Genomic DNA, 19,366 nt, shown 5'->3' with positions numbered 1-19,366 from the left:
ATAATTAAAGATTATAACACAACTATTGCTAATAGTGCGATAAAGAACTTCTTATCACACATTAAATTATTAAATCGGTGCTGTGTCAAAGGAATCAATCCTGTTAATTTATACTAAAAAAGCCCTCTGACATCATCCGATGCCAGAAGGCTAATTCCCTTAAAACTATGCGCGTGAGGAATATTTACCTTCGCGTGTATCAATGATCAGAACATCGCCTTCGTTAATGAAGAGTGGAACTTGAACATTATGACCTGTTTCAAGCTTCGCATTCTTAGTTGCACCTTGTGCAGTATTACCTTTTACACCTGGCTCTGTTTCAACAACTTTAAGCTCAACGGAGTTAGGAAGGTTAATACCTAGAATTTCGCCTTGGTAGCTCATGATATTAATCATCATGTTCTCTTTAATGAAATTCAATTCCCATTCCAATTGATCTGCATCTAAAGCGATTTGGTCATATGTTTCTGTATCCATGAACGTATGTTCTTGGCCGCTAGCATATAGGTATTGCATTTCACGGTTCTCAATGTGAGCACGTCCTACGTTCTCACCTGCACGGAAAGTACGCTCAACTGTGTTACCATTACGTAAGTTCTTAAGCTTAGAACGAACGAATGCCGCACCCTTACCTGGTTTTACGTGTTGGAAGTCAATAACTGTAAATAGATCGCCTTCCACTTCAATTGTTAAGCCTGTCTTAAATTCGTTTACTGAAATCACTTCAATTTCCCTCCTAGAGTAATAACAATTCCTTGGTTGATTTGGTTAATATATTGATTCCTTGTTCTGTAATAACGACATCATCTTCAATTCGAACGCCGCCAAATCCAGGGATATAAATACCTGGTTCAACCGTTACAACCATACCTGGCATGAGAACTCTTTGATCACGCGAGCTAAGTGATGGGCTCTCATGTACTTCCATACCAAGGCCATGTCCTGTACTATGTCCGAATTGCGCACCATAGCCATACTTTGTAATAACATCGCGGGCTAATGCGTCACCTTGTTGACCCGTCAAACCAGACTTCAGACCGTCCAAGCATGCCAATTGCGCTTCAAGCACAATTCCGTAAATTTCTTTGTGTTTGTCCGATGGTGTACCAAGTACAACTGTACGAGTAATATCTGAGCAATATCCTTTATAATACGCACCAAAGTCCAATTTTACAAATTCATTATTGCCAAGTACACGATCGCTTGCTACGCCATGTGGAAGAGCGGAACGCTCACCAGAAGCGACAATCGTATCGAATGAAGTCGAAGTACCGCCATTTTGTCTAATATAAATTTCCATCTCAAGTGCGATTTGCTTCTCTGTGACCCCTGGCTTAATAAAGTTCAAAATATGGGAGAACGTAAGATCCGCTAGGTCAGCTGCTTCCTGCATAATTTGAAGCTCCCCAGCATCTTTAAACATACGCAAGTTCTCAACTAAATTTGTTGAAGGAATAAGTTCAATATCAGCTAATTCTGATTGATAAGCAGCATGTGTCATATAGCTAAGATGAGCTTGTTCAAAACCAAGAGCGCGGATGTTCTCTTTGCCAAGCAAATCAAGAACAGTTGGCATAACACCAGATGTATGCTCCACTACTTCAAAGTGTTTCACTTGATTAGCAGCCTGCTCTGTATAGCGGAAGTCAGTCAATAGATAAGCTTGCTCAGCTGTGATCAGAACATATCCAGAACTACCTGTGAAACCAGTCATATATTGACGATTATAACTATTTGTAATGAATAAAGCAGGCAAATTAGCTTCTTTCATAGCTACTCTAAGTCGTTCAACTCTTGTCTCTTGCATCCGAATCACTCCTTATCTTTAGCCAAAATATGATGATATAAAGCCATCAAACCCATTTCATAACCATAGGCTCCGAATCCTGTTATCTGTCCAACCGCAATAGGAGCGATGACGGACAAATGACGGAATTCCTCACGTTTATGTATGTTGGATAAATGTACCTCAACCGTCGGAATACTTACCGCGGCAAGTGCGTCTCGAATTGCATAACTGTAATGCGTATAAGCACCTGGGTTAATTAGGATACCATCCACATGACCATACGCACCATGAATAGCGTCAATTAGCACTCCTTCGTGATTAGACTGTAGGAATTGCAGTGTAACTTCCATACCCTCAGCTAATTTACGTAGATTGCTTTCGATTGACGCTAAAGTATCAGAACCGTATACCGCAGGATCGCGAATGCCTAACATGTTAAGATTTGGACCATTCAAAATAAGAATCTGCTTCAAGGGAACCTCCCCTTTACATAAATAAGCACCCAAATAATGGTTATCATTTGTTCGCGCATGATTACCGTAGATATTTTACCATATGAATAGTAAATGTGTATACATTGTCTTTTAATGCGCAACTGATTTATATGGGATTCGTATCTCTTGAACGATCATTCGTAAATTCTACCGCAATCGTATAACCGATAAACAATCCCCATAAGACGAACAGGCAAAAATCCGTAATAATGGTATCCCAGCTATAATGACTAATCCATTCAAGCATGTCTACCTTAGGACCGATAATGAGATATAGCAAACACCACCAGGCCCCACCATACAGCATCCCTAGCCACGTCCCTTTAATATGCTGAAAAAGAGCTACGTAAATAAGTGATGCAATTATCGAAAATAGAATAAAAGCTCCCCAGCCAATTAATAGACCTTGCCACTGGGTTAGATACATATGTTTGTAGAAAGGCTCGACCAAAAAGCCAATCACAATCGAAGTAAACTTAAAATAATACTGAACAATTTTGACTATACCCCATATAAACCCGCAAAAGATTCCAACATAGAATGCAAAAAACCAACGATTTGTAACTTTCTGTTCCGCTTTTTTTGTATTCATCTCTCATCCTACCTTCAGCAAATATTCAAGTATTGGTAGTATATACAAACTTTCCATTTGCTATTGGTAGCAATCCCGAGATAATTCCGTTACAATAAAAAGAAAAATAGGACTCATTCTTGAGTGTTCAGAAGGTGATTATATGTCGCAAAACAATGCAATTTACGGTGGTCAAGCCGTTATCGAAGGTGTGATGTTCGCTGGCAAGACTGTCAACGTAACCGCCGTTCGTGCCAAGGATGGTTCCATCCAATATCTAGAAGTTCCAAAGCAGGAAGTGAAATGGGTTAATGCTCTTAAGAAAATTCCACTTCTGCGCGGTATTGTTGCCCTTGTTGAATCTGCTGCCAAAGGAGCTCAGCATTTGAATTTTGCTGCTGAAACTTATGCGGACGAAGATGAGAAGCAAAAACAAGAAAAAGAGAAGCCTGGTGTTGTCTCGAATATCGCTATGATTCTAGGTGTTGCGGTAATCGGCGTTCTCACTTTCCTATTCGGCAAATTCGTACTTACCTTAGTACCTACAGCAATTGAACAATTATTATTTGCCAAATTATTCGATAATCAGATTGGACATAACTTAATTGAAGGACTTATTAAAATCATTCTTCTTGTCGGCTACTTATACTTTATCTCTCTAACCCCAATGATTAAGCGATTATTCCAATATCATGGAGCAGAGCATAAAGTTATCTCCGCCTATGAGGCAGGACTAGATCTAACTGTCCAGAACGTTCAGAAGTTCTCTACCTTGCATTATCGCTGTGGTTCATCATTTATGGTTTTTACAGTGATTATTGGGGTCATTATTTATTCCTTCTTCCCGTATGACGGCATTTGGGAACGGATGCTTCAGAGAATTATTCTATTGCCTGTTGTCATCGGCGTATCTTATGAAGTGCTTCGAATTACGAACTCGTTTCGTGAAATTCCCGTTCTTCGCTTCTTAGGTTATCCTGGATTGTGGCTGCAGAAGCTTACAACGAAGGAACCAGCAGATGATATGGTAGAAGTGTCTATCGCTTCCTTCAATCGCATGCGTGAAATTGATGTTAGACTATCTAAACCTTCTGAGGTGTAAGCCATGAATAGAAGATTTTCTTGGCCACAATTAATATTCATCACGATTATTGGGGTCTTACTGCTTATCGGTTTTGTCGCAAGCATGTCTAAATTCTTAATTCCGATCGTTGTGTTTGGCTTGATCTTTCTGCTGTACAAATTCCCTCCAAACACATGGAAATTTAGGGCTAATCAGACCACAAGCGGAGCTTCTAATCGAAAGAAGAAGGCTCCCGTGCGCAAAGCCAAGTTTCGCGTAATTCAAGGCAGTAAGCCCGATGATGACAATGAAGATAAACCAAGATATCACTAACTCACTACAAACAAGAACCGCGAGTATCTCTTCAGAGACGCTTGCGGTTCTTTATTTCGAGATGACGTATCGTTCATAGTCATTTAGATAAGCAGCCTTAGACCAATTCTTAAAGTACAGATCAGCAGCAGCGTAGCCCGCTTGATAGAGCTCCAGACTTTTTTCGACTTTGATATCAAACTCTGTCGTATGCACGCCTAGTGTCGGAATTTTGACAGTCCGAAACAAATTGTGCTTCTCAATATATCGTTCATCATGTGCGCCCATCATCGTTGAAAATAACGCTTGTAACATGGAAATTGGATCGGTGATCTGATGATTTACTTTTTCTGTCTTTCCGACTAATTGAAAACCAATGGTAGGATAGAAGTTTACCTTCGTATTCTGCTTATCAAACAGCCAAAGTGGGAAATTACTAAGCAAACCGCCATCCACGATATAGATGGACTTGCGAAGCCTCACGGGATCAAAAAAGAATGGTATTGAGCAGCTCATTCGAACGGCTTTGGCAATCGAGAACTTCGCAGGGTTGATGCCATATTGCTCAATATCATCCGGCAAAACTAGCAGTTTGCCTTGCGATATATCCGATGCGATAATCCGCAGTTTGCCAGGCGGTAGATCTCCAAATGTACGGATATTTTTGTCAGCTAGAATACAATGAATCCAATGCTCAAGCGCTTCTCCCGAGTACAATCCCTTCTTTAGCATGAGCCTGACGGCAGGTCCGATAAATTTTACATTATAAATCCAGCTCCGCTTAAGAAAGCTTTGAAAAGGGGTCTGCAAAATAATCTTCTTTAATTCTTCCCCCGAATAACCTGCTGCAAGGCATGAAGCAACGATCGCTCCTGAGGAAGTTCCCGCTATCTGGTGAAATTGTACATTATGCTTCTCTGCTGCACTAATCGCGCCTGCAAGCGATATTCCTTTCACGCCTCCACCTTCGAATACCGCGTTAATGTACATCTCTTCCTCACCTCCTAAACAAACACTCACTTGTATGTATGCGAGGAAGTAGAGGAACATTCGAATTGCAAATAAAAAAAGCTCACTACCAAGCGTGAACTTTTCAAATCAGGTTATCTTATTCAATTGTCATTATCAAGCTCTGAACGAAGCTGACGAAGCTCTTCAAGTCGCTGCGGCTCTCGCTTAAAGAACTCAACTAGTGTTTCAATGCAAGTAATCGAATCTGAGCTCAGATGGTGTTCAATTCCTTCCACATCTGCATATATATATTGTTCCTGTACACCGATTACTTCCAGGAAATTCTCAAGTAATTTATGACGTTCTACTAATCGTTTACCCATCTTCTTGCCTTTGGGTGTCATAATGAGTCCGCGATACTTCTCATAAATCAAATACTGATCTTTATCCAGCTTCTGTATCATCTTCGTCACTGAAGAAGGATGGACCTCTAAGCCTTCAGCAATATCGGAAACACGGGCATAACCTTTTTCATCAATTAGTTTATATATTCGTTCTAAATAGTCCTCCATGCTTGGTGTAGCCATATAGAAGGATCCTCCCCTATGATCGATACTAGTAAGTATCTTATCGTGTATTTCGGTAGAATGCAAATTTGTGTAGTACCATTTTTCACAATGTCACAGTAGTAATAATAATCCCCATTACTTATAAAGTAAATATTTTTATCAAAATAAAACCATAAATTTCCATGTATTTCATTCCTATTATATAGGTGTGATTAGATGTCTACAAACCAAAAAGTTCCCCTCAGGGAACGATTGGAAACTTACTATGTCTTAAAACTGCAACCAAGCAGGCGTAATACCGTTAAGCCATGCTGTTATTTTGGCTAACTGATCTGTGTAGAGAAGAACTGCCATAATAATCATCACGACGCCACCGATTTTCATGAAAGCACCCGAGTAACGGACAATCCATTTGGTTGATCCAATAAAAAAGGAAAGGATAAAGAACGGTATCGCAAATCCTAAGGAATAAGCAGTTATTAGACCGAACCAAGAACCTGGCTCAGAAGCACTAAGCGCTAGAATTGCTGATAGAATTGGTCCCACACAAGGAGACCAGCCTGCTGCAAACCCTACCCCGATCACTAACGATCCCAAATAACCTGCAGGCTTAAATTTAATCGATAGCTTTCGTTCTCTCATTAACCACTTAGGTTGGAATACACCTAGCAGCATCAAGCCCATGACAAGAATCAGAATAGCAGCAATTTGTCTCAGTAAACCGCTATTACCCCTAAAGAAATCCGATACTAAGCCTGCAGCAAAGCCCATACTATAAAAAATAATAGAGAACCCGATAATAAAGCTAAGTGTATGTAGCATCATACTTCTGCGTGCTGCTCTACTCGTAACACCTGTTTTGAGCTCGGTAACGGAAATACCTGTAATATACGATAGGAAAGATGGATATAACGGTAAACAGCATGGCGAAATGAATGACGCAAAGCCAGCCCATAGGGCTAGCCATAAGTTAACAGAATCCAAGCCAACTCCTCCTAGAAAGTAACTAAACTTTGATTCGTTTCTTCATCAGGATCACAATCAACATCACGATCAGACTGAGTACAATTGTCGCTCCAGGTGCTGAGTTCCATACCCCTGCAACAAATAACCCTACAACAACCGCAATCTCTGAAATCAATACCGAGATAAAAATGGATTGTTTAAAGCTCTTCGCAATCAGCAAAGAACAGGCAACTGGAATTGTGAGAAGTGCAGATACAAGCAACGCACCTACGATTTTAATCGCTGCAACAATGACCAAAGAAGTCAGAATCGTTATCACAATATTGAATATTCGTACAGGTAAACCGCTAACGCTAGCTGCTTCCTCATCAAAGAACATCAGGAAGAATTCCTTGAAATAAGTCAGAATCGTTAAAAGAACGGCTACAAAGACGCCGAATACAATCCATAGATCAGCTTGATCGAGTGTGTAAATGTTACCAAAGAAGAACGTAGTTACATTCATATTAAAGCCTTTTCCAAGAGTAAACAAGAAGGTAGCTAATGCTACCCCTCCTGACATAATAATCGCAATGGATAACTCCGCATACGATTTATACGCTTTACGCAGCCATTCAATCGCAAACGATGCCAGAATTGCAAAAATTAAACCTACTGCAAGCGGATATACATTAATAAGAAAACCAAGCGCAACGCCTGCAATGGATACATGCGCAAGCGTATCTCCGATCATAGACAATCTACGGAGAACGAGAAAAGTCCCCATTAAAGGGGCTGTAATACCGATTAATATCCCACCGATGAGAGCGCGTTGAAAAAAAGGCTCCAAAAATATGTCAAACAACTCCATCTTTACCGCTCCCTTAACTTTTCTTCACTGAATGAATAAAATCTGTCTGAACACAATCCTCAGGATCATGCGTATGTTTAACGAAGAATTTCAGTTTGCCACTCTCTTGCATTGGCTCGTCACCAAGATAAGAATGCAGCATATCCATGTCATGAGATACCATTAAGAATGTGATGTGATGATGACGATGCATGTGCTCGATCATATGGAAGAAGCCTTGCTGTGTCTCGGCATCAATACCAACGGTTGGTTCATCCAATATCAGTAACTGGGGGTTATTTATAATTGCTCTGGCAAGGAATACACGCTGCTGCTGTCCACCTGATAGCTCCCCGATTTTACGGTCTGCAAGGTCTTGAATACGCATGATACCCATCGCATCATTACACTTGTTTTGATCTTCTTTCGTTAATCTTTTGTAAAGCTTATTCTTGCAATATAGCCCGGATGTGACAACTTCTCGAACAGTTGCAGGAAATAAGGGATTAAACGAATTTTTTTGCGGTACATAACCAATTAATTCCCAATCTCGAAACTTATGGATAGGCGTATCAAATAATTTAATTTGGCCTTCGTTCGGCTTAAGCAGCCCTACGAGCATCTTCAGCAGCGTAGTTTTGCCCGCACCGTTCGTTCCGACAAGTCCAACAAAATCACGCTCTAACACAGTGAAATTCAGATTATCAATAACTTTCTTGTTATGGTATGAGAAGGACAGCTGTTCGATCGATACAATCGACCGATGACAGCCCTCCAGTTTTCTATTGATCATGAGGCAAATCTCCCTTTACTATCGTGTAATGCTTCATGGATTATTGTAATGCTTGTAATAGATTGCCTAAATTTTTGCGCATCAATGAGAAATAATCTTCACCATTCTTCATTTGCTCATCCGTTAATCCCTCAAGCGTATGCAAGACTAATGTTTGAACATTCGCATCACGCGCTAGTGTCTTCGCAAGCTTATCTGAGACAAGATCCTCAAAGAATATATATTTCACTTGATGCTCACGTATGAATGCATTGATCTGCTTCATATCCTGTGCGGATGGTTCGGCCTCCGCGGATACGCCCATAATGGCGAGCTGCTCAAGTCCATACTCATGACACAAATAGCCGAAAGCTTGGTGAGATACAACAATTTCCTTCCGAGGCAGCTTCGTAATTTCGTTCGTAAATTCAGCATGAAGCTCATCAAATTGCGCAGCTAGTTGATCATAATTCGCTTCATAATCTGCCTGATGCACGGCATCTACTTGAATTAGGGCATTTTTGATGTTCTCTGCCATTTTCTTCGCATTTATTGGGGAAAGCCATAGATGCGGGTCCCATTCACCTTCATGATGATTGGCTTCATCCTTACCATGATCTTCATGGTCATGATCACCACTGATCGGAATTAAGTTTACTCCTTCACTGACCTTGAACGGTTTGACCTTTGCATCTGACCGCAAAGACTTCAGAAAATCGTCCACCCAACCTTCAAACCCCGCGCCTTGATAGAAGAAAAGCTCCGAATCAGAGGCTAGCCTAATATCCAGACTCTTCGGTGTCCAGTGATGCGGTTCAATACCGGTTGGAACCAGATTGATGACATTGACATGATCACCACCAATTTTACGAGCAAAATCATACAGTGGGTAGAATGAAGTCACGACATTCACTTTATCCTTGACAAGCACTTCCTTGGAGGAAGTCGAACAGCCAGCTAGTACTGCAAATGAAAGTATAAAAACAACCACCAGAATATATAATTTCTTAATCATGTTGAATTCCTCTCGTCTTGTTTCTTAACAAAAACTCTTAATCGTAATAATTTCTATTTAATAATAGAAGATTATTTTAAAGCTGTCAATGAAAATCGTAAATATTACGAATAAGACATAAAACCAAAATACATACTTACACCTGCCTAATGACCGCTGCGAGGACGGATCATTCTTCCGATCGCTGTTGTCACCAAATTTCCTGATCAGATGAACCATTAGTGGGAAGAAATTCGCTGACAAAGCATATCCTTCCGAAGTAAGCTTTCCTGAGGAAAGCTTTGAGGCGAACGCTAACGCTTCTCCAGAACGATTCCGTCCTCTCCGCTGCTTACGCTATATGTTAAGCACTGATTATTGTTTTGAGTCATAATTCTACATGCATAAAAAAAACTAACTCCTTGAAACCTATAGTAGCGTTCAAGGAATTAGTTTAATAACAACTCTCTTAGATTATACAAGCCCGAATTCTTGACCAACCTTCTGCAACACCCGTGTGGCAAATTGCAAATCCTCATCGGTATGCTTAGCGGTTACGATTAGTCTGACCCGACCTTTATCAGCCGCTACCGTTGGGTATACGATGCCCTGAGCACAAATACCTTCTTCCAGCAGTCGATCCGAGAATTTCATCGTACTGGCAGCATCACCTACGATAATTGGGATAATTGGCGTCTCACTGACCCCTGTATCAAAACCAATTGCTTGTAATGCTGCACGGAATGAATTGGTATTGTTCCATAGTCTATCCGTTAGCTCTGAGCTTTGCCCAAGAACTTGAATTGCAGCTAAACAAGCCGCTGCCACTGCTGGCGGCGCAGATGTCGAGAATAAGAACGGTCTCGCTTTATGAATTAAATAATCCTTCAGCACCTGTGAGCAGGCTACATAGCCGCCAACAACGCCAATGGCTTTGGATAAAGTCCCAACTTGAATATGAACCCTTCCATGGAGACCAAAATGATCAGTTGAGCCTTTTCCATTCTTGCCAAGCACACCGCTTGCATGTGCATCATCTACATAGACGAAGGCATCATATTTCTCAGCTAATTCTACGATGGCAGGCAATGGCGCAATATCACCATCCATACTAAATACCCCGTCCGTTACGACGACACGCTTCTCGTAGCCGCTGCTGCGCTTTAGTAAAGCCTCTAACTGATCCATATCTTTATGGGCATAAATCTCACGTGCTGCTCTAGTTAAGCGAATGCCGTCAATAATACTTGCATGATTAAGCGCATCGCTTATAACGATATCCTTCTCACCCAGAATGGAGCCCAGAACCCCTTGATTCGTCGTAAACCCCGATTGGAAAACAAGAACCGCTTCTGTTTGCTTAAACTTCGCTAGCTCTAGCTCAAGCTGCTCATGAATACTTAGCGTACCTGTAATTGTACGTACAGAACCACTGCCCGCGCCATATTGCTCGATCGCATCAATAGCGGCTTGCTTAATTGCAGGGTGATCGGTGAAGCCTAAATAATTGTTAGACGACATCTGAAGCACTCTGCGTCCACCTATTTTCATCCAAGTCCCTGAACCACTTTGCCATACGGACAATGGGCGATATCTACCTTGTTCCTTAAGCTGTTCAAGCTCCTGCCCTAGCTGATCCCAATTAGCCATATGAATTCTCCTTACTTAATCGTGGATAAATACAATTTTGCCGCATTTGCCTTGACTCATTAGCGCAAATGCTTCCTCATACTGCTCCAATCTAAATCGATGCGTGATAAGCGGTGCCAGGTTAATTCTGCCTTGATCGAGCAGTCCTTTAATCTGATACCAAGTCTGATACATCTTACGACCTGTAATGCCTTCAATTCTCAATCCTTTGAAAATAATCGATCTTGCCAAATCAAGTGATACCTCTTCACTTGGTATTCCAAGCAGTGATACACGCCCAGCATTCGCAACCGCCTCAAAGCCATCCCGAATCGCTGCCGGGTGACCGGACATCTCAAGTACGACCTCTGCACCCTCGCCTTGCGTCAGGGCTCTTATTTCCTCTACCATCGATTGTTTGCTGCTATTGATCATGACATCTGCTCCTAGCTGCTCCGCTAATTCTAACCGATATTCATTCACATCAACGGCAAAGATGGTTCCTGCTCCACATGCTTTAGCTACCGAAATTGCCATCAATCCAATTGGTCCTGTTCCAATCACAGCGACGGATTTACCTACGATATCACCAGACATAACCGTTTGAACAGCATTGCCAAGCGGATCTTGAAGACAAGCTAACTCAAACGGCAAGTCAGATGCATTATGGATGACATTAACCGCCTTAACAATTGCGTACTCTGCAAAACATCCCGGTGCTGTTATCCCAAAGCTGCGGGTATGCGGACATACATGGGCATTGCCTGTTCGACACGCCTTGCAAACGCCACACACCATATGCCCTTCACCTGAAATGAGATCGCCGACCTTAACATTCGTAACATCCTTGCCTACTTCCTCCACAACGCCAGCAAACTCATGTCCGAATACATTAGGCGTAACAACTGTCTTCTCAGCCCATGAATCCCATTTATAAATATGCAGATCAGTTCCACATATCGATGTTGCTTTAACCTTAACAAGTACTTCATCAGGACCACATACAGGAACAGGTACTTCTTTAAGTACAGCTCCTGCTGCTCTTTGTTCTTTCACTAGACCAAGCATTGTACGCACAAAGTCATCCCCCAATATAGAACGAGGTTAATCCTTGATCAATTCATGATTAAGGATTCCTTCGCCTTCTAACGTATACATTCATAATCTTTCTGAGCTCATTATTCATAAGATCTATGCATGCATTTACCCCTATTGACAATTGATTCTCCCTGAAAAAATCTTCAGTCTAGCAAATGCATATGCTGCCGTTTGGTTAATGTGACAATATCATTTTACGAAAAATTGCATCTATCTAAAGCTTTAGCTTGACTTAGAATGTTTATCTCACAACGCACTCTTATTCCTCTACTAAACATCCCTCTATCAAATTACACTTCTTCCACCATCTCCCTTCTAAATATGATTATATACTTTTATTCAGACATTAACGAATTTTCTGTAAAATTCATTGATTGTCACTGGTTTGCCTTGATGAAGTCTGGATTCTTCTGCTGCAAATGCCATGAGATGACTGCGGACAGAAGCAGTAGCGGAAGATAAGCTGTCGCCAGAATTTGCTCGAACTTCTTGAATAAAGCTTCTAACTATCCCTTCGTCTCCGCCTCCATGTCCAAACGTTCCTGAACTAATCTTCGTTTCCGTAACTTCTTTGGTAACAAAATCATAGAGCGTGTATTTATCTTCAACCATATCCCCACGAATTTCGCCCTTGGTTCCCATGATCTGAACAGTTCTCGTTTGATTATGTGTAAATCCACTCATGCTGAAAATAGCAGTAGCCCCACTCTCAAATTCCATCGAGACGACTTGATGATCAACCACATTGTTGCGGCTCTGATAAACACATTTACCATAATTAGTCGTTCGAAGCGCATGTAGAATGCCTTCCCTGCTTGTATCCAGCGTAAACTTCTTTGCCCAGCCACTGCCTTCGCCCAAGTAATAGCGAGGCGCATGATATTGACATGTAAGCTCGGCGGGACATCCATCAAGACAATTAAGCGGTGCTCCCTCTGGTGCGTTCTCCTTTTTAAAATGCATTAAAGAGCCATACGAGCTAAGACTAACACATGGCTCATCCATGAGCCATGATAGTAGATCCATATCATGACATGATTTTTGCAAAATCATTGGGCTTGATTCATCTGAGTTACACCAATTCCCTCTTACAAAGCTATGAGACATATGCAAATTGCCTACGTTCTCGTTCAATTGGATCGAAACGATTTGACCGATTCTGCCTTCATTAATTATGTTCTTGATCGAAGACCAATAGTTCGTATAACGCAGTACATGACCAATCGTTAGAATGCGATTATACTTCTTAGCTGCTAGCTCCATTTCAATACATTCTTTAGGCTCAGGGGACATCGGCTTCTCTAATAAAACATGATAGCCTAATTCTAGGGCTTTCATCGTCGGTTCGTAATGCATGCGGTCTAACGTACAAATGATAATGGCATCAGCCGTCTTAGGCTGGCTAAGCAGTTCCTGCCAATCCGTATACACATTCTCTTCAGCTATTCCGTGCTCAGCTGCAAACGCTTCTCTTCGATCAGCATTCGGTTCAGCTACTGCAACAATCTGGAGCTCATGCGGATAATTGATCGCATAAGGACCATAAGCTCTAGCCCCTCGATCACCAGCACCTAATAATACTGCGGTTATTTTATTCATCCTAATCTACCTCCGTAATTCATGATCCGTAATTCAGACCCTAATAATTTCCATCGCAAGATTCGACCTCATAATATCATGCAGTCAGAATAGCGTAAATATTTAATTTATAAATTCTAGAATACACAAAAAAAACAGCAATCAGGAGAGGACATCCCCTGAATTGCTGTTCTTATTACGGCTAGCCTGAGCTTATCGCTCAGCCTTCAACTTACTTCACAATTGCTCCGTTCGGCATGGAGTCTGGTACTGTTGCCAAGGTCAAAGAATCGCCTTCGGAAGCTGCAAGGATCATTCCTTGTGACAACTCGCCGCGAAGCTTAACTGGCTTCAGATTCGTAACGCAGATCACTTTGCGTCCCGCAAGCTCCTCTGGTTTATAGAACTTCGCAATGCCCGAAACGACTTGGCGCTGCTCGTATCCCAGATCGAGCTGCAGCTTAAGCAATTTGTCAGCGCCCTTCACTGGCTCCGCTGACAGCACTTGCGCTACGCGCAGCTCCACCTTCGCGAAATCGTCGATGCCGATTTCGTCCTTCGGTGCTGGCGCTGGCGCGCTTGCCGCAGCCGGCGATGCAGGGGCTGCGCTCTCAGCCGCCGCTGGTACGCCTCCGCGCATCGCATCCGCGATGTACGCGACTTCGACAGCGGCGTCAAGCCGCGGGAACATCGGCTCCGCTTTGCGGACGACTGTTCCCGCAGGCAAAGCCCCGAACGCGTGGACGCTGTCCCACGCGGTAAGCGCAGCGTCGCTGTCAACACCCAGCGACGACCACATCAGCTGCGGCGTACGCGTCATGAATGGCTGAAGCAGCACGGATACGATGCGTTGGCATTCAGCCAAAACATACATGACGGAACCAAGCGCAGCTCGGTTGGCTTCATCCTTCGCAAGCACCCATGGCTGCGTCTCATCAATATATTTATTCGTACGACCAATTAGCGTCCATACAGCAGATAGCGCGTTGGAGAATTCCATTTTCTCCATGGCCTCTTCATATTTCGCTACAGTCTCACGCGTAAGCTCAATTAGAGAAGCATCAAACTCAGTTGCTCCCTCAACATAAGGCTGAATCACACCATCAAAATATTTGCCCATCATCACAACCGTACGGTTAAGCAAATTGCCAAGGTCATTGGCAAGGTCGTGATTGATTCGATCAACAAAGCTCTCTGGTGTAAACTGACCGTCCGCACCGAAAGGTACTTCACGCATCAAGTAGTAGCGAACGGAATCCAATCCATAGCGATCGATAAGAGTAACGGGATCGATTACATTGCCCTTGGATTTGGACATTTTGCCATCCTTCATGAGAAGCCATCCGTGCGCATAAACTTTTTTCGGCAATGGCAAGTCAAGCGCCATCAGCATAATCGGCCAGTAAATCGTATGGAAACGAACAATCTCCTTACTCATCAGATGTACATCTGCAGGCCAATAGGTGTTGAACTTCGACTCATCATCTGAACCATAGCCAAGTGCGGTAATATAGTTGGAAAGCGCGTCAATCCATACATAAATGACATGTTTGGGATCGCCAGGCACTTTGATACCCCAATCGAAGGTGTTGCGGGATACCGCCAAATCCTCTAAACCAGGCTTGATGAAGTTGTTAATCATTTCATTCTTGCGGGATTCAGGCTGAATGAAGTCTGGGTTCTCGTCATAATATTGCATCAAACGATCGGCATATTTACTCATTTTGAAGAAATAGCTTTCTTCCTTCATCCGTTCAACTGGACGTCCGCAGTCAGGGCAGTTGCCATCGACTAGCTTCGATTCTAGAAAGAAGGATTCACACGGCGTACAATACCAGCCTTCATAAGTGCCTAGATAAATATCCCCTTGTTCAAGCAATCTTGCAAAAATTTTCTGCACAGCCGCTTGATGACGCTCTTCGGTTGTCCGAATAAAGTCATCGTTGGAGATGTCCATCTTCTTCCACAGCTCTTTAATTCCAGCAACGATGTCATCCACAAATTCTTGCGGGGATACCCCTTTATTTTTAGCCGCACGCTCAATTTTTTGACCATGCTCATCTGTTCCTGTTAAGTACCTTACATTAAAGCCACGAAGACGTTTGTATCTCGCCATAACATCTCCTGTTACGGTCGTATACGCGTGCCCAATATGCAGCTTATCACTTGGATAATAAATCGGTGTTGTAATGTAGAATGTTTTGTTGTCTGACATATGCAACTAGCCTCCCTAACAAATTTAATCAAATTAAAAATTCCCTATTCTTTTCATTATTGCCATTAGATTTCAGGCCAACCCCAGAATAAACGGTTTCACCGTCCTTAGAGGCGGGTGCTTTTCAAACATAAAAAGCTCCCGTCCACATTGGGACGAGAGCTGTTACTCACGTGGTACCACCCAGATTCCCTTGCATCTTACGAAGGCAAGGCTTGGCAAGTCATGATCAGACTTCTCCATTAACGCTGGAACACGACATCCCCTTACTTCTTAAAGTCAGTGGCTTTAAGATAGCTCGAAGATATGTTCTCCTGGACCATATTCCAAGGTTACTCCTATACCGGCTTTCACCTTCCCCGGCTCTCTGGACATAGGCATCTGCTTGTACTTATCCATTCATCGAAACATACATTATTTACTCACTATAAATCACAATATATAGGAATGAGCAGCGCTCTGTCAAGGTGCGAAAGCTGAGCAGCCCTAGATTACAGGCCATATCCCACTATCCGCTACTTGTGCTCCTCATGTTCCTCACAACTGTGCTGCTGTTTCTTCTTATTAGGCGGCACCTTATCAATTCCTCCAGGGTGAAAGGGGTGGCATTTGGCAATGCGGATAACGGTCAGGATCGAGCCTTTGAACGCTCCGTGTTCTTCCAAAGCTTCTAATGCATAGGCCGAGCAGGTTGGGTAGAATCGACAGGTAGGTCCTTTGAGTGGTGATATATATTTGCGATAAAATCTGACTCCTGCCTGAAGTACCTTCTTCATGCCCCGCAAGCCTCACAGTATCCATATACTTCAAATTTATGTCTAACAACCGTAAAGCCACTAGGAATGCCCGAGATCCCTTCCATCGGACAAAACACAAATGGAATTGTAGTCCCACATTGCAAACAGATAACATGGTGATGATGATGCGCTTCCTGACAATGTGCCCGAAACTTAATTCCGTCTTCAAACACAAACTGCTCTAGCACATCCATCTCCTGCAAAATTCTCAAATTACGATATACCGTATCAAAGCTTAAACCAGAGTAACGCTGCGCCATCAGCTCATACACATCTTTGGGTGTTAAATAGCCATCCGTACCTGCAAACAGTTCGGCAAGTGTACGTCTTTGTTCGGTGATACGTAGTCCTTGCTCGGACATCATTTGAATAATCTGTTCAGCATTCACAGACCTATACCTCCATCAACTTATCTCTATAATCTTTATTATACATGATCTTGCTAAAAATTTCTTATCATCTGACAGGGTTCATGTTGACGACTTCCTAAACTTCACTTACCATTCTTAGTAATTGAATGTATGACAGGGAGGCAAGCACATGTCTATTCTTGATCTGGATGCATCTACTTTAGCAGGTTATATCAGACAAGGAACCGTCACATCATTAGAAGCGACAGAAGCATATATCGAGCATTTAAAGCGTATCAATCCAAGCGTCAACTGTCTGGTTGAAGAGCGATTTGAACTCGCTAGACATGAAGCGAGGCAATGTGATGATGAGCTTGCAAGCAATCAGAATATTAAGGGACGTTTGTATGGAGTTCCGATCAGCATGAAAGAAGCGTTTGACGTTGCTGGTATGCGAACGACAGGCGGACTCCGTCATCGCAAAAACCTCGTGATGGATCATGATGCAGCGATTGTCGAGCTGCTTCGTCATGAAGGTGCAATTATTTTAGGTAAGTCGAACACACCTACCTTATGTTTTTGTCAGGAAACGGATAATAAATTGTACGGACGAACGAATAATCCATGGGATTTATCCAGAACGGTTGGCGGATCAAGCGGTGGTGAAGCTGCATTAATCGCTGCTGGCGGCGCTGCGCTTGGTATCGGTTCCGATATCGGGGGTTCCATCAGGTTCCCATCCCATTTTAACGGCATTATTGGCTTTAAAAGCGGTGCTTACCAAGTCAAAGACGATGGTGCGTACCCACCCTTCCCGCATCCCTTGCAAGAACGCATGTTAGGGATCGGCGCAATAGCCAAATCTGTACGCGACGCGAGATTAGTCAATGATATTCTTGCACTTGCGCAGCCAATCAAGCGAAATTTATCTGATTTTTCAATTACGTTGCCAATCGATCAGGTCAAATATGAAGTATCCGCGCAAACGATGCTGCTCCTCAAGGATTTAAAGCTTGAATTAGAGGAAGCGATCCAAGTTGTCGACGAGCAACCACCTATGTATGAGCAATCTGCGTTATTATGGCAGCAAATTATGTCTATCGATGGCGCATCCAATGTTGTTAATGCAGCCTCAGGGAAACGATTGCTGAAGCCGATGCGTCACTGGTTACAGGAGCGAATTGCTGGTAATAGCGAATGGCATCGCTATCTATTATGGGCCTTAGTCGGTGCTCGAACCTTTAAGCCTTCCAAACAGCAGATGGCCAAATTGAATGAACAAATCAATCTTGGCAACCAGTTGATACAGGAATATTTGCAGCATAAATTGCTAATTCTCCCGGTATATCATTCGCCAGCGTTGCCGCACGGTCAAGTTTACAAAGAAATTTTTGCGATCAGCAAATCGTTTTTGAAGTATATGCCGTTTGTAGCGTATGCAAATACATGGGGTTTGCCTTCCCTTGTGATTCCGATTGGCGAAGAAAATGGACTGCCTGTTTCGATTCAAATTATAAGTTCAATCGGAAACGAAGATGCGATTTTCTCGCTTGGAGAAAAGATTGAAAGCCGTTTCCGCGGATGGAAACGCGCAATTTTGTGATGTATGACCAATAAACTCAGTAAAGCCGTTTCCTCTTAGGCCAAACTCGTTTATAATGGATCAATAGACTTAAGTCATGATTGGATTAAGAAGGGAGTAGCTTTAGTCAATGAAACCTATTACAGTAGACATCTTTCACGATACGGTATGTCCTTGGTGCCGAATCGGCATACATAGCATGCGTTTGGCAGCCAAAGAATTAGGTGCACCAGTAGAATTCCGTTTTCGTTCATTTTTTTTAGATCCTATTATTCCATTTGAAGGAGTACCGTTTGCCCCCTTAATGGAAGAGAAGATAGGTGGCAAGGAACAAATGGATCTTGTCCATGAACAAATAACGAAAACAGGAGCATCCATTGGCGTTGAATTTGATTTTAGCAAAATCGCTCTCATGCCGAATTCTTTAATGTCACATCAAGTTATTAGACTGGCGCCTGATAAGTACAGAATGGATGTCGTTGATGCAATTGAGCATGCTTACTTTGTTGAAGGAAGAGACATTGGTGATCGCGAAGTCTTGCTGGATATTGCCGAGAAGGCTGGTCTTGATCGCGAATATATCAGTGAATTTGTCGGCACAGAAGTTCGCCTCAAGGAAATTGATGAAGATATTCGTCAAGCATTTGAAATCGGAGTGTCCCAGATCCCATTCTTCGTTATTAATGGAAAATACGCCGTACGTGGTGCACAACCACCTCAAGCGTTCCTTCAAGCTCTAAAAACTGTTTAAATTTCAAATCATATGCATACGATATAGCAAACACCTCCATATTAAACAGACAAGGA

General features: G+C 42.5%; 20 protein-coding genes. 4 read left to right on the top strand and 16 right to left on the bottom strand.

Annotated features, from left to right (window positions below):
• Positions 1-165 precede the first annotated feature (165 nt).
• The 4 genes from efp to E0485_RS10585 form a co-directional block, all read right to left on the bottom strand.
• Positions 166-723: an elongation factor P gene (gene efp, locus E0485_RS10600; protein WP_132418011.1), complete on the bottom strand. Its 558-nt coding sequence runs from the start codon at positions 721-723 to the stop codon at positions 166-168.
• A 13-nt stretch (positions 724-736) separates the two neighbouring features.
• Positions 737-1,807 (bottom strand): M24 family metallopeptidase, encoded by a 1,071-nt coding sequence (locus tag E0485_RS10595; RefSeq protein ID WP_132418010.1) that lies wholly within the window; start codon positions 1,805-1,807, stop codon positions 737-739.
• A gap of 5 nt (positions 1,808-1,812) precedes the next feature.
• Entirely contained in the window at positions 1,813-2,262 is a 450-nt protein-coding gene (gene aroQ / locus E0485_RS10590; protein ID WP_132418009.1) for a type II 3-dehydroquinate dehydratase, read from the bottom strand.
• A gap of 127 nt (positions 2,263-2,389) precedes the next feature.
• The gene (locus E0485_RS10585; protein ID WP_132418008.1) at positions 2,390-2,875 is read right to left on the bottom strand and encodes a YqhR family membrane protein; all 486 of its coding nucleotides are present in this window, start codon (positions 2,873-2,875) and stop codon (positions 2,390-2,392) included.
• 142 nt (positions 2,876-3,017) lie between these two features.
• Between E0485_RS10585 and E0485_RS10580 the strand changes: the two genes are divergently transcribed.
• Positions 3,018-3,956 carry a DUF1385 domain-containing protein gene (locus E0485_RS10580; protein ID WP_132418007.1) on the top strand — a complete coding sequence of 313 codons (939 nt, stop codon included), beginning with the start codon at positions 3,018-3,020 and terminating at the stop codon, positions 3,954-3,956.
• A gap of 3 nt (positions 3,957-3,959) precedes the next feature.
• Positions 3,960-4,250, top strand: a complete 291-nt coding sequence (locus E0485_RS10575) for a hypothetical protein (protein ID WP_132418006.1) — start codon at positions 3,960-3,962, stop codon at positions 4,248-4,250.
• 51 nt (positions 4,251-4,301) lie between these two features.
• On the opposite strand, the gene E0485_RS10570 is transcribed toward E0485_RS10575, so the two are convergent.
• The 12 genes from E0485_RS10570 to E0485_RS10515 form a co-directional block, all read right to left on the bottom strand.
• Entirely contained in the window at positions 4,302-5,219 is a 918-nt protein-coding gene (locus E0485_RS10570; protein ID WP_132418005.1) for a patatin-like phospholipase family protein, read from the bottom strand.
• A gap of 122 nt (positions 5,220-5,341) precedes the next feature.
• A complete protein-coding gene (gene mntR / locus E0485_RS10565; protein ID WP_132418004.1) occupies positions 5,342-5,767 on the bottom strand; it encodes a transcriptional regulator MntR in 426 nt (141 codons plus the stop codon).
• 252 nt (positions 5,768-6,019) lie between these two features.
• Positions 6,020-6,733, bottom strand: a complete 714-nt coding sequence (locus E0485_RS10560) for a cytochrome c biogenesis CcdA family protein (RefSeq protein ID WP_132418003.1) — start codon at positions 6,731-6,733, stop codon at positions 6,020-6,022.
• A gap of 22 nt (positions 6,734-6,755) precedes the next feature.
• On the bottom strand, positions 6,756-7,565 hold the full coding sequence (locus tag E0485_RS10555; protein WP_132418002.1) for a metal ABC transporter permease: 810 nt from the start codon (positions 7,563-7,565) through the stop codon (positions 6,756-6,758).
• 13 nt (positions 7,566-7,578) lie between these two features.
• Positions 7,579-8,337: a metal ABC transporter ATP-binding protein gene (locus tag E0485_RS10550; protein WP_132418001.1), complete on the bottom strand. Its 759-nt coding sequence runs from the start codon at positions 8,335-8,337 to the stop codon at positions 7,579-7,581.
• Between the two features lie 40 nt (positions 8,338-8,377).
• On the bottom strand, positions 8,378-9,331 hold the full coding sequence (locus E0485_RS10545; protein WP_132418000.1) for a metal ABC transporter substrate-binding protein: 954 nt from the start codon (positions 9,329-9,331) through the stop codon (positions 8,378-8,380).
• A gap of 453 nt (positions 9,332-9,784) precedes the next feature.
• Complete coding sequence (locus E0485_RS10540) at positions 9,785-10,960, bottom strand: glycine C-acetyltransferase (RefSeq protein ID WP_132417999.1); 1,176 nt, start codon at positions 10,958-10,960, stop codon at positions 9,785-9,787.
• Positions 10,961-10,975: 15 nt separating this feature from the next.
• Positions 10,976-12,007 carry an L-threonine 3-dehydrogenase gene (gene tdh / locus E0485_RS10535; protein WP_132418104.1) on the bottom strand — a complete coding sequence of 344 codons (1,032 nt, stop codon included), beginning with the start codon at positions 12,005-12,007 and terminating at the stop codon, positions 10,976-10,978.
• 369 nt (positions 12,008-12,376) lie between these two features.
• Positions 12,377-13,636, bottom strand: a complete 1,260-nt coding sequence (locus E0485_RS10530; protein ID WP_132417998.1) for a Gfo/Idh/MocA family protein — start codon at positions 13,634-13,636, stop codon at positions 12,377-12,379.
• A 211-nt stretch (positions 13,637-13,847) separates the two neighbouring features.
• Positions 13,848-15,830 (bottom strand): methionine--tRNA ligase, encoded by a 1,983-nt coding sequence (gene metG, locus E0485_RS10525; protein ID WP_132417997.1) that lies wholly within the window; start codon positions 15,828-15,830, stop codon positions 13,848-13,850.
• A gap of 515 nt (positions 15,831-16,345) precedes the next feature.
• A complete protein-coding gene (gene yidD, locus E0485_RS10520) occupies positions 16,346-16,606 on the bottom strand; it encodes a membrane protein insertion efficiency factor YidD (protein ID WP_132417996.1) in 261 nt (86 codons plus the stop codon).
• A complete protein-coding gene (locus tag E0485_RS10515) occupies positions 16,603-16,992 on the bottom strand; it encodes a Fur family transcriptional regulator (protein ID WP_207910962.1) in 390 nt (129 codons plus the stop codon). Before E0485_RS10515 ends, yidD begins: the two co-directional genes overlap by 4 nt.
• Positions 16,993-17,167: 175 nt before the next feature.
• Here E0485_RS10515 and E0485_RS10510 point away from each other — a divergent pair, with 175 nt between their 5' ends.
• Both E0485_RS10510 and E0485_RS10505 read left to right on the top strand, forming a co-directional pair.
• Positions 17,168-18,580: an amidase gene (locus E0485_RS10510; RefSeq protein WP_132417994.1), complete on the top strand. Its 1,413-nt coding sequence runs from the start codon at positions 17,168-17,170 to the stop codon at positions 18,578-18,580.
• 109 nt (positions 18,581-18,689) lie between these two features.
• On the top strand, positions 18,690-19,310 hold the full coding sequence (locus tag E0485_RS10505) for a DsbA family oxidoreductase (RefSeq protein ID WP_132417993.1): 621 nt from the start codon (positions 18,690-18,692) through the stop codon (positions 19,308-19,310).
• Positions 19,311-19,366: the final 56 nt, after the last annotated feature.

It is taken from the genome of Paenibacillus albiflavus (genome assembly GCF_004344915.1).
GTDB classification, from domain to species: Bacteria; Bacillota; Bacilli; order Paenibacillales; family NBRC-103111; genus Paenibacillus_AM; species Paenibacillus_AM albiflavus.
The sequence above is the reverse complement of the archived record's forward strand: the minus strand, read 5'-3'. Positions and strand labels throughout refer to the sequence as shown.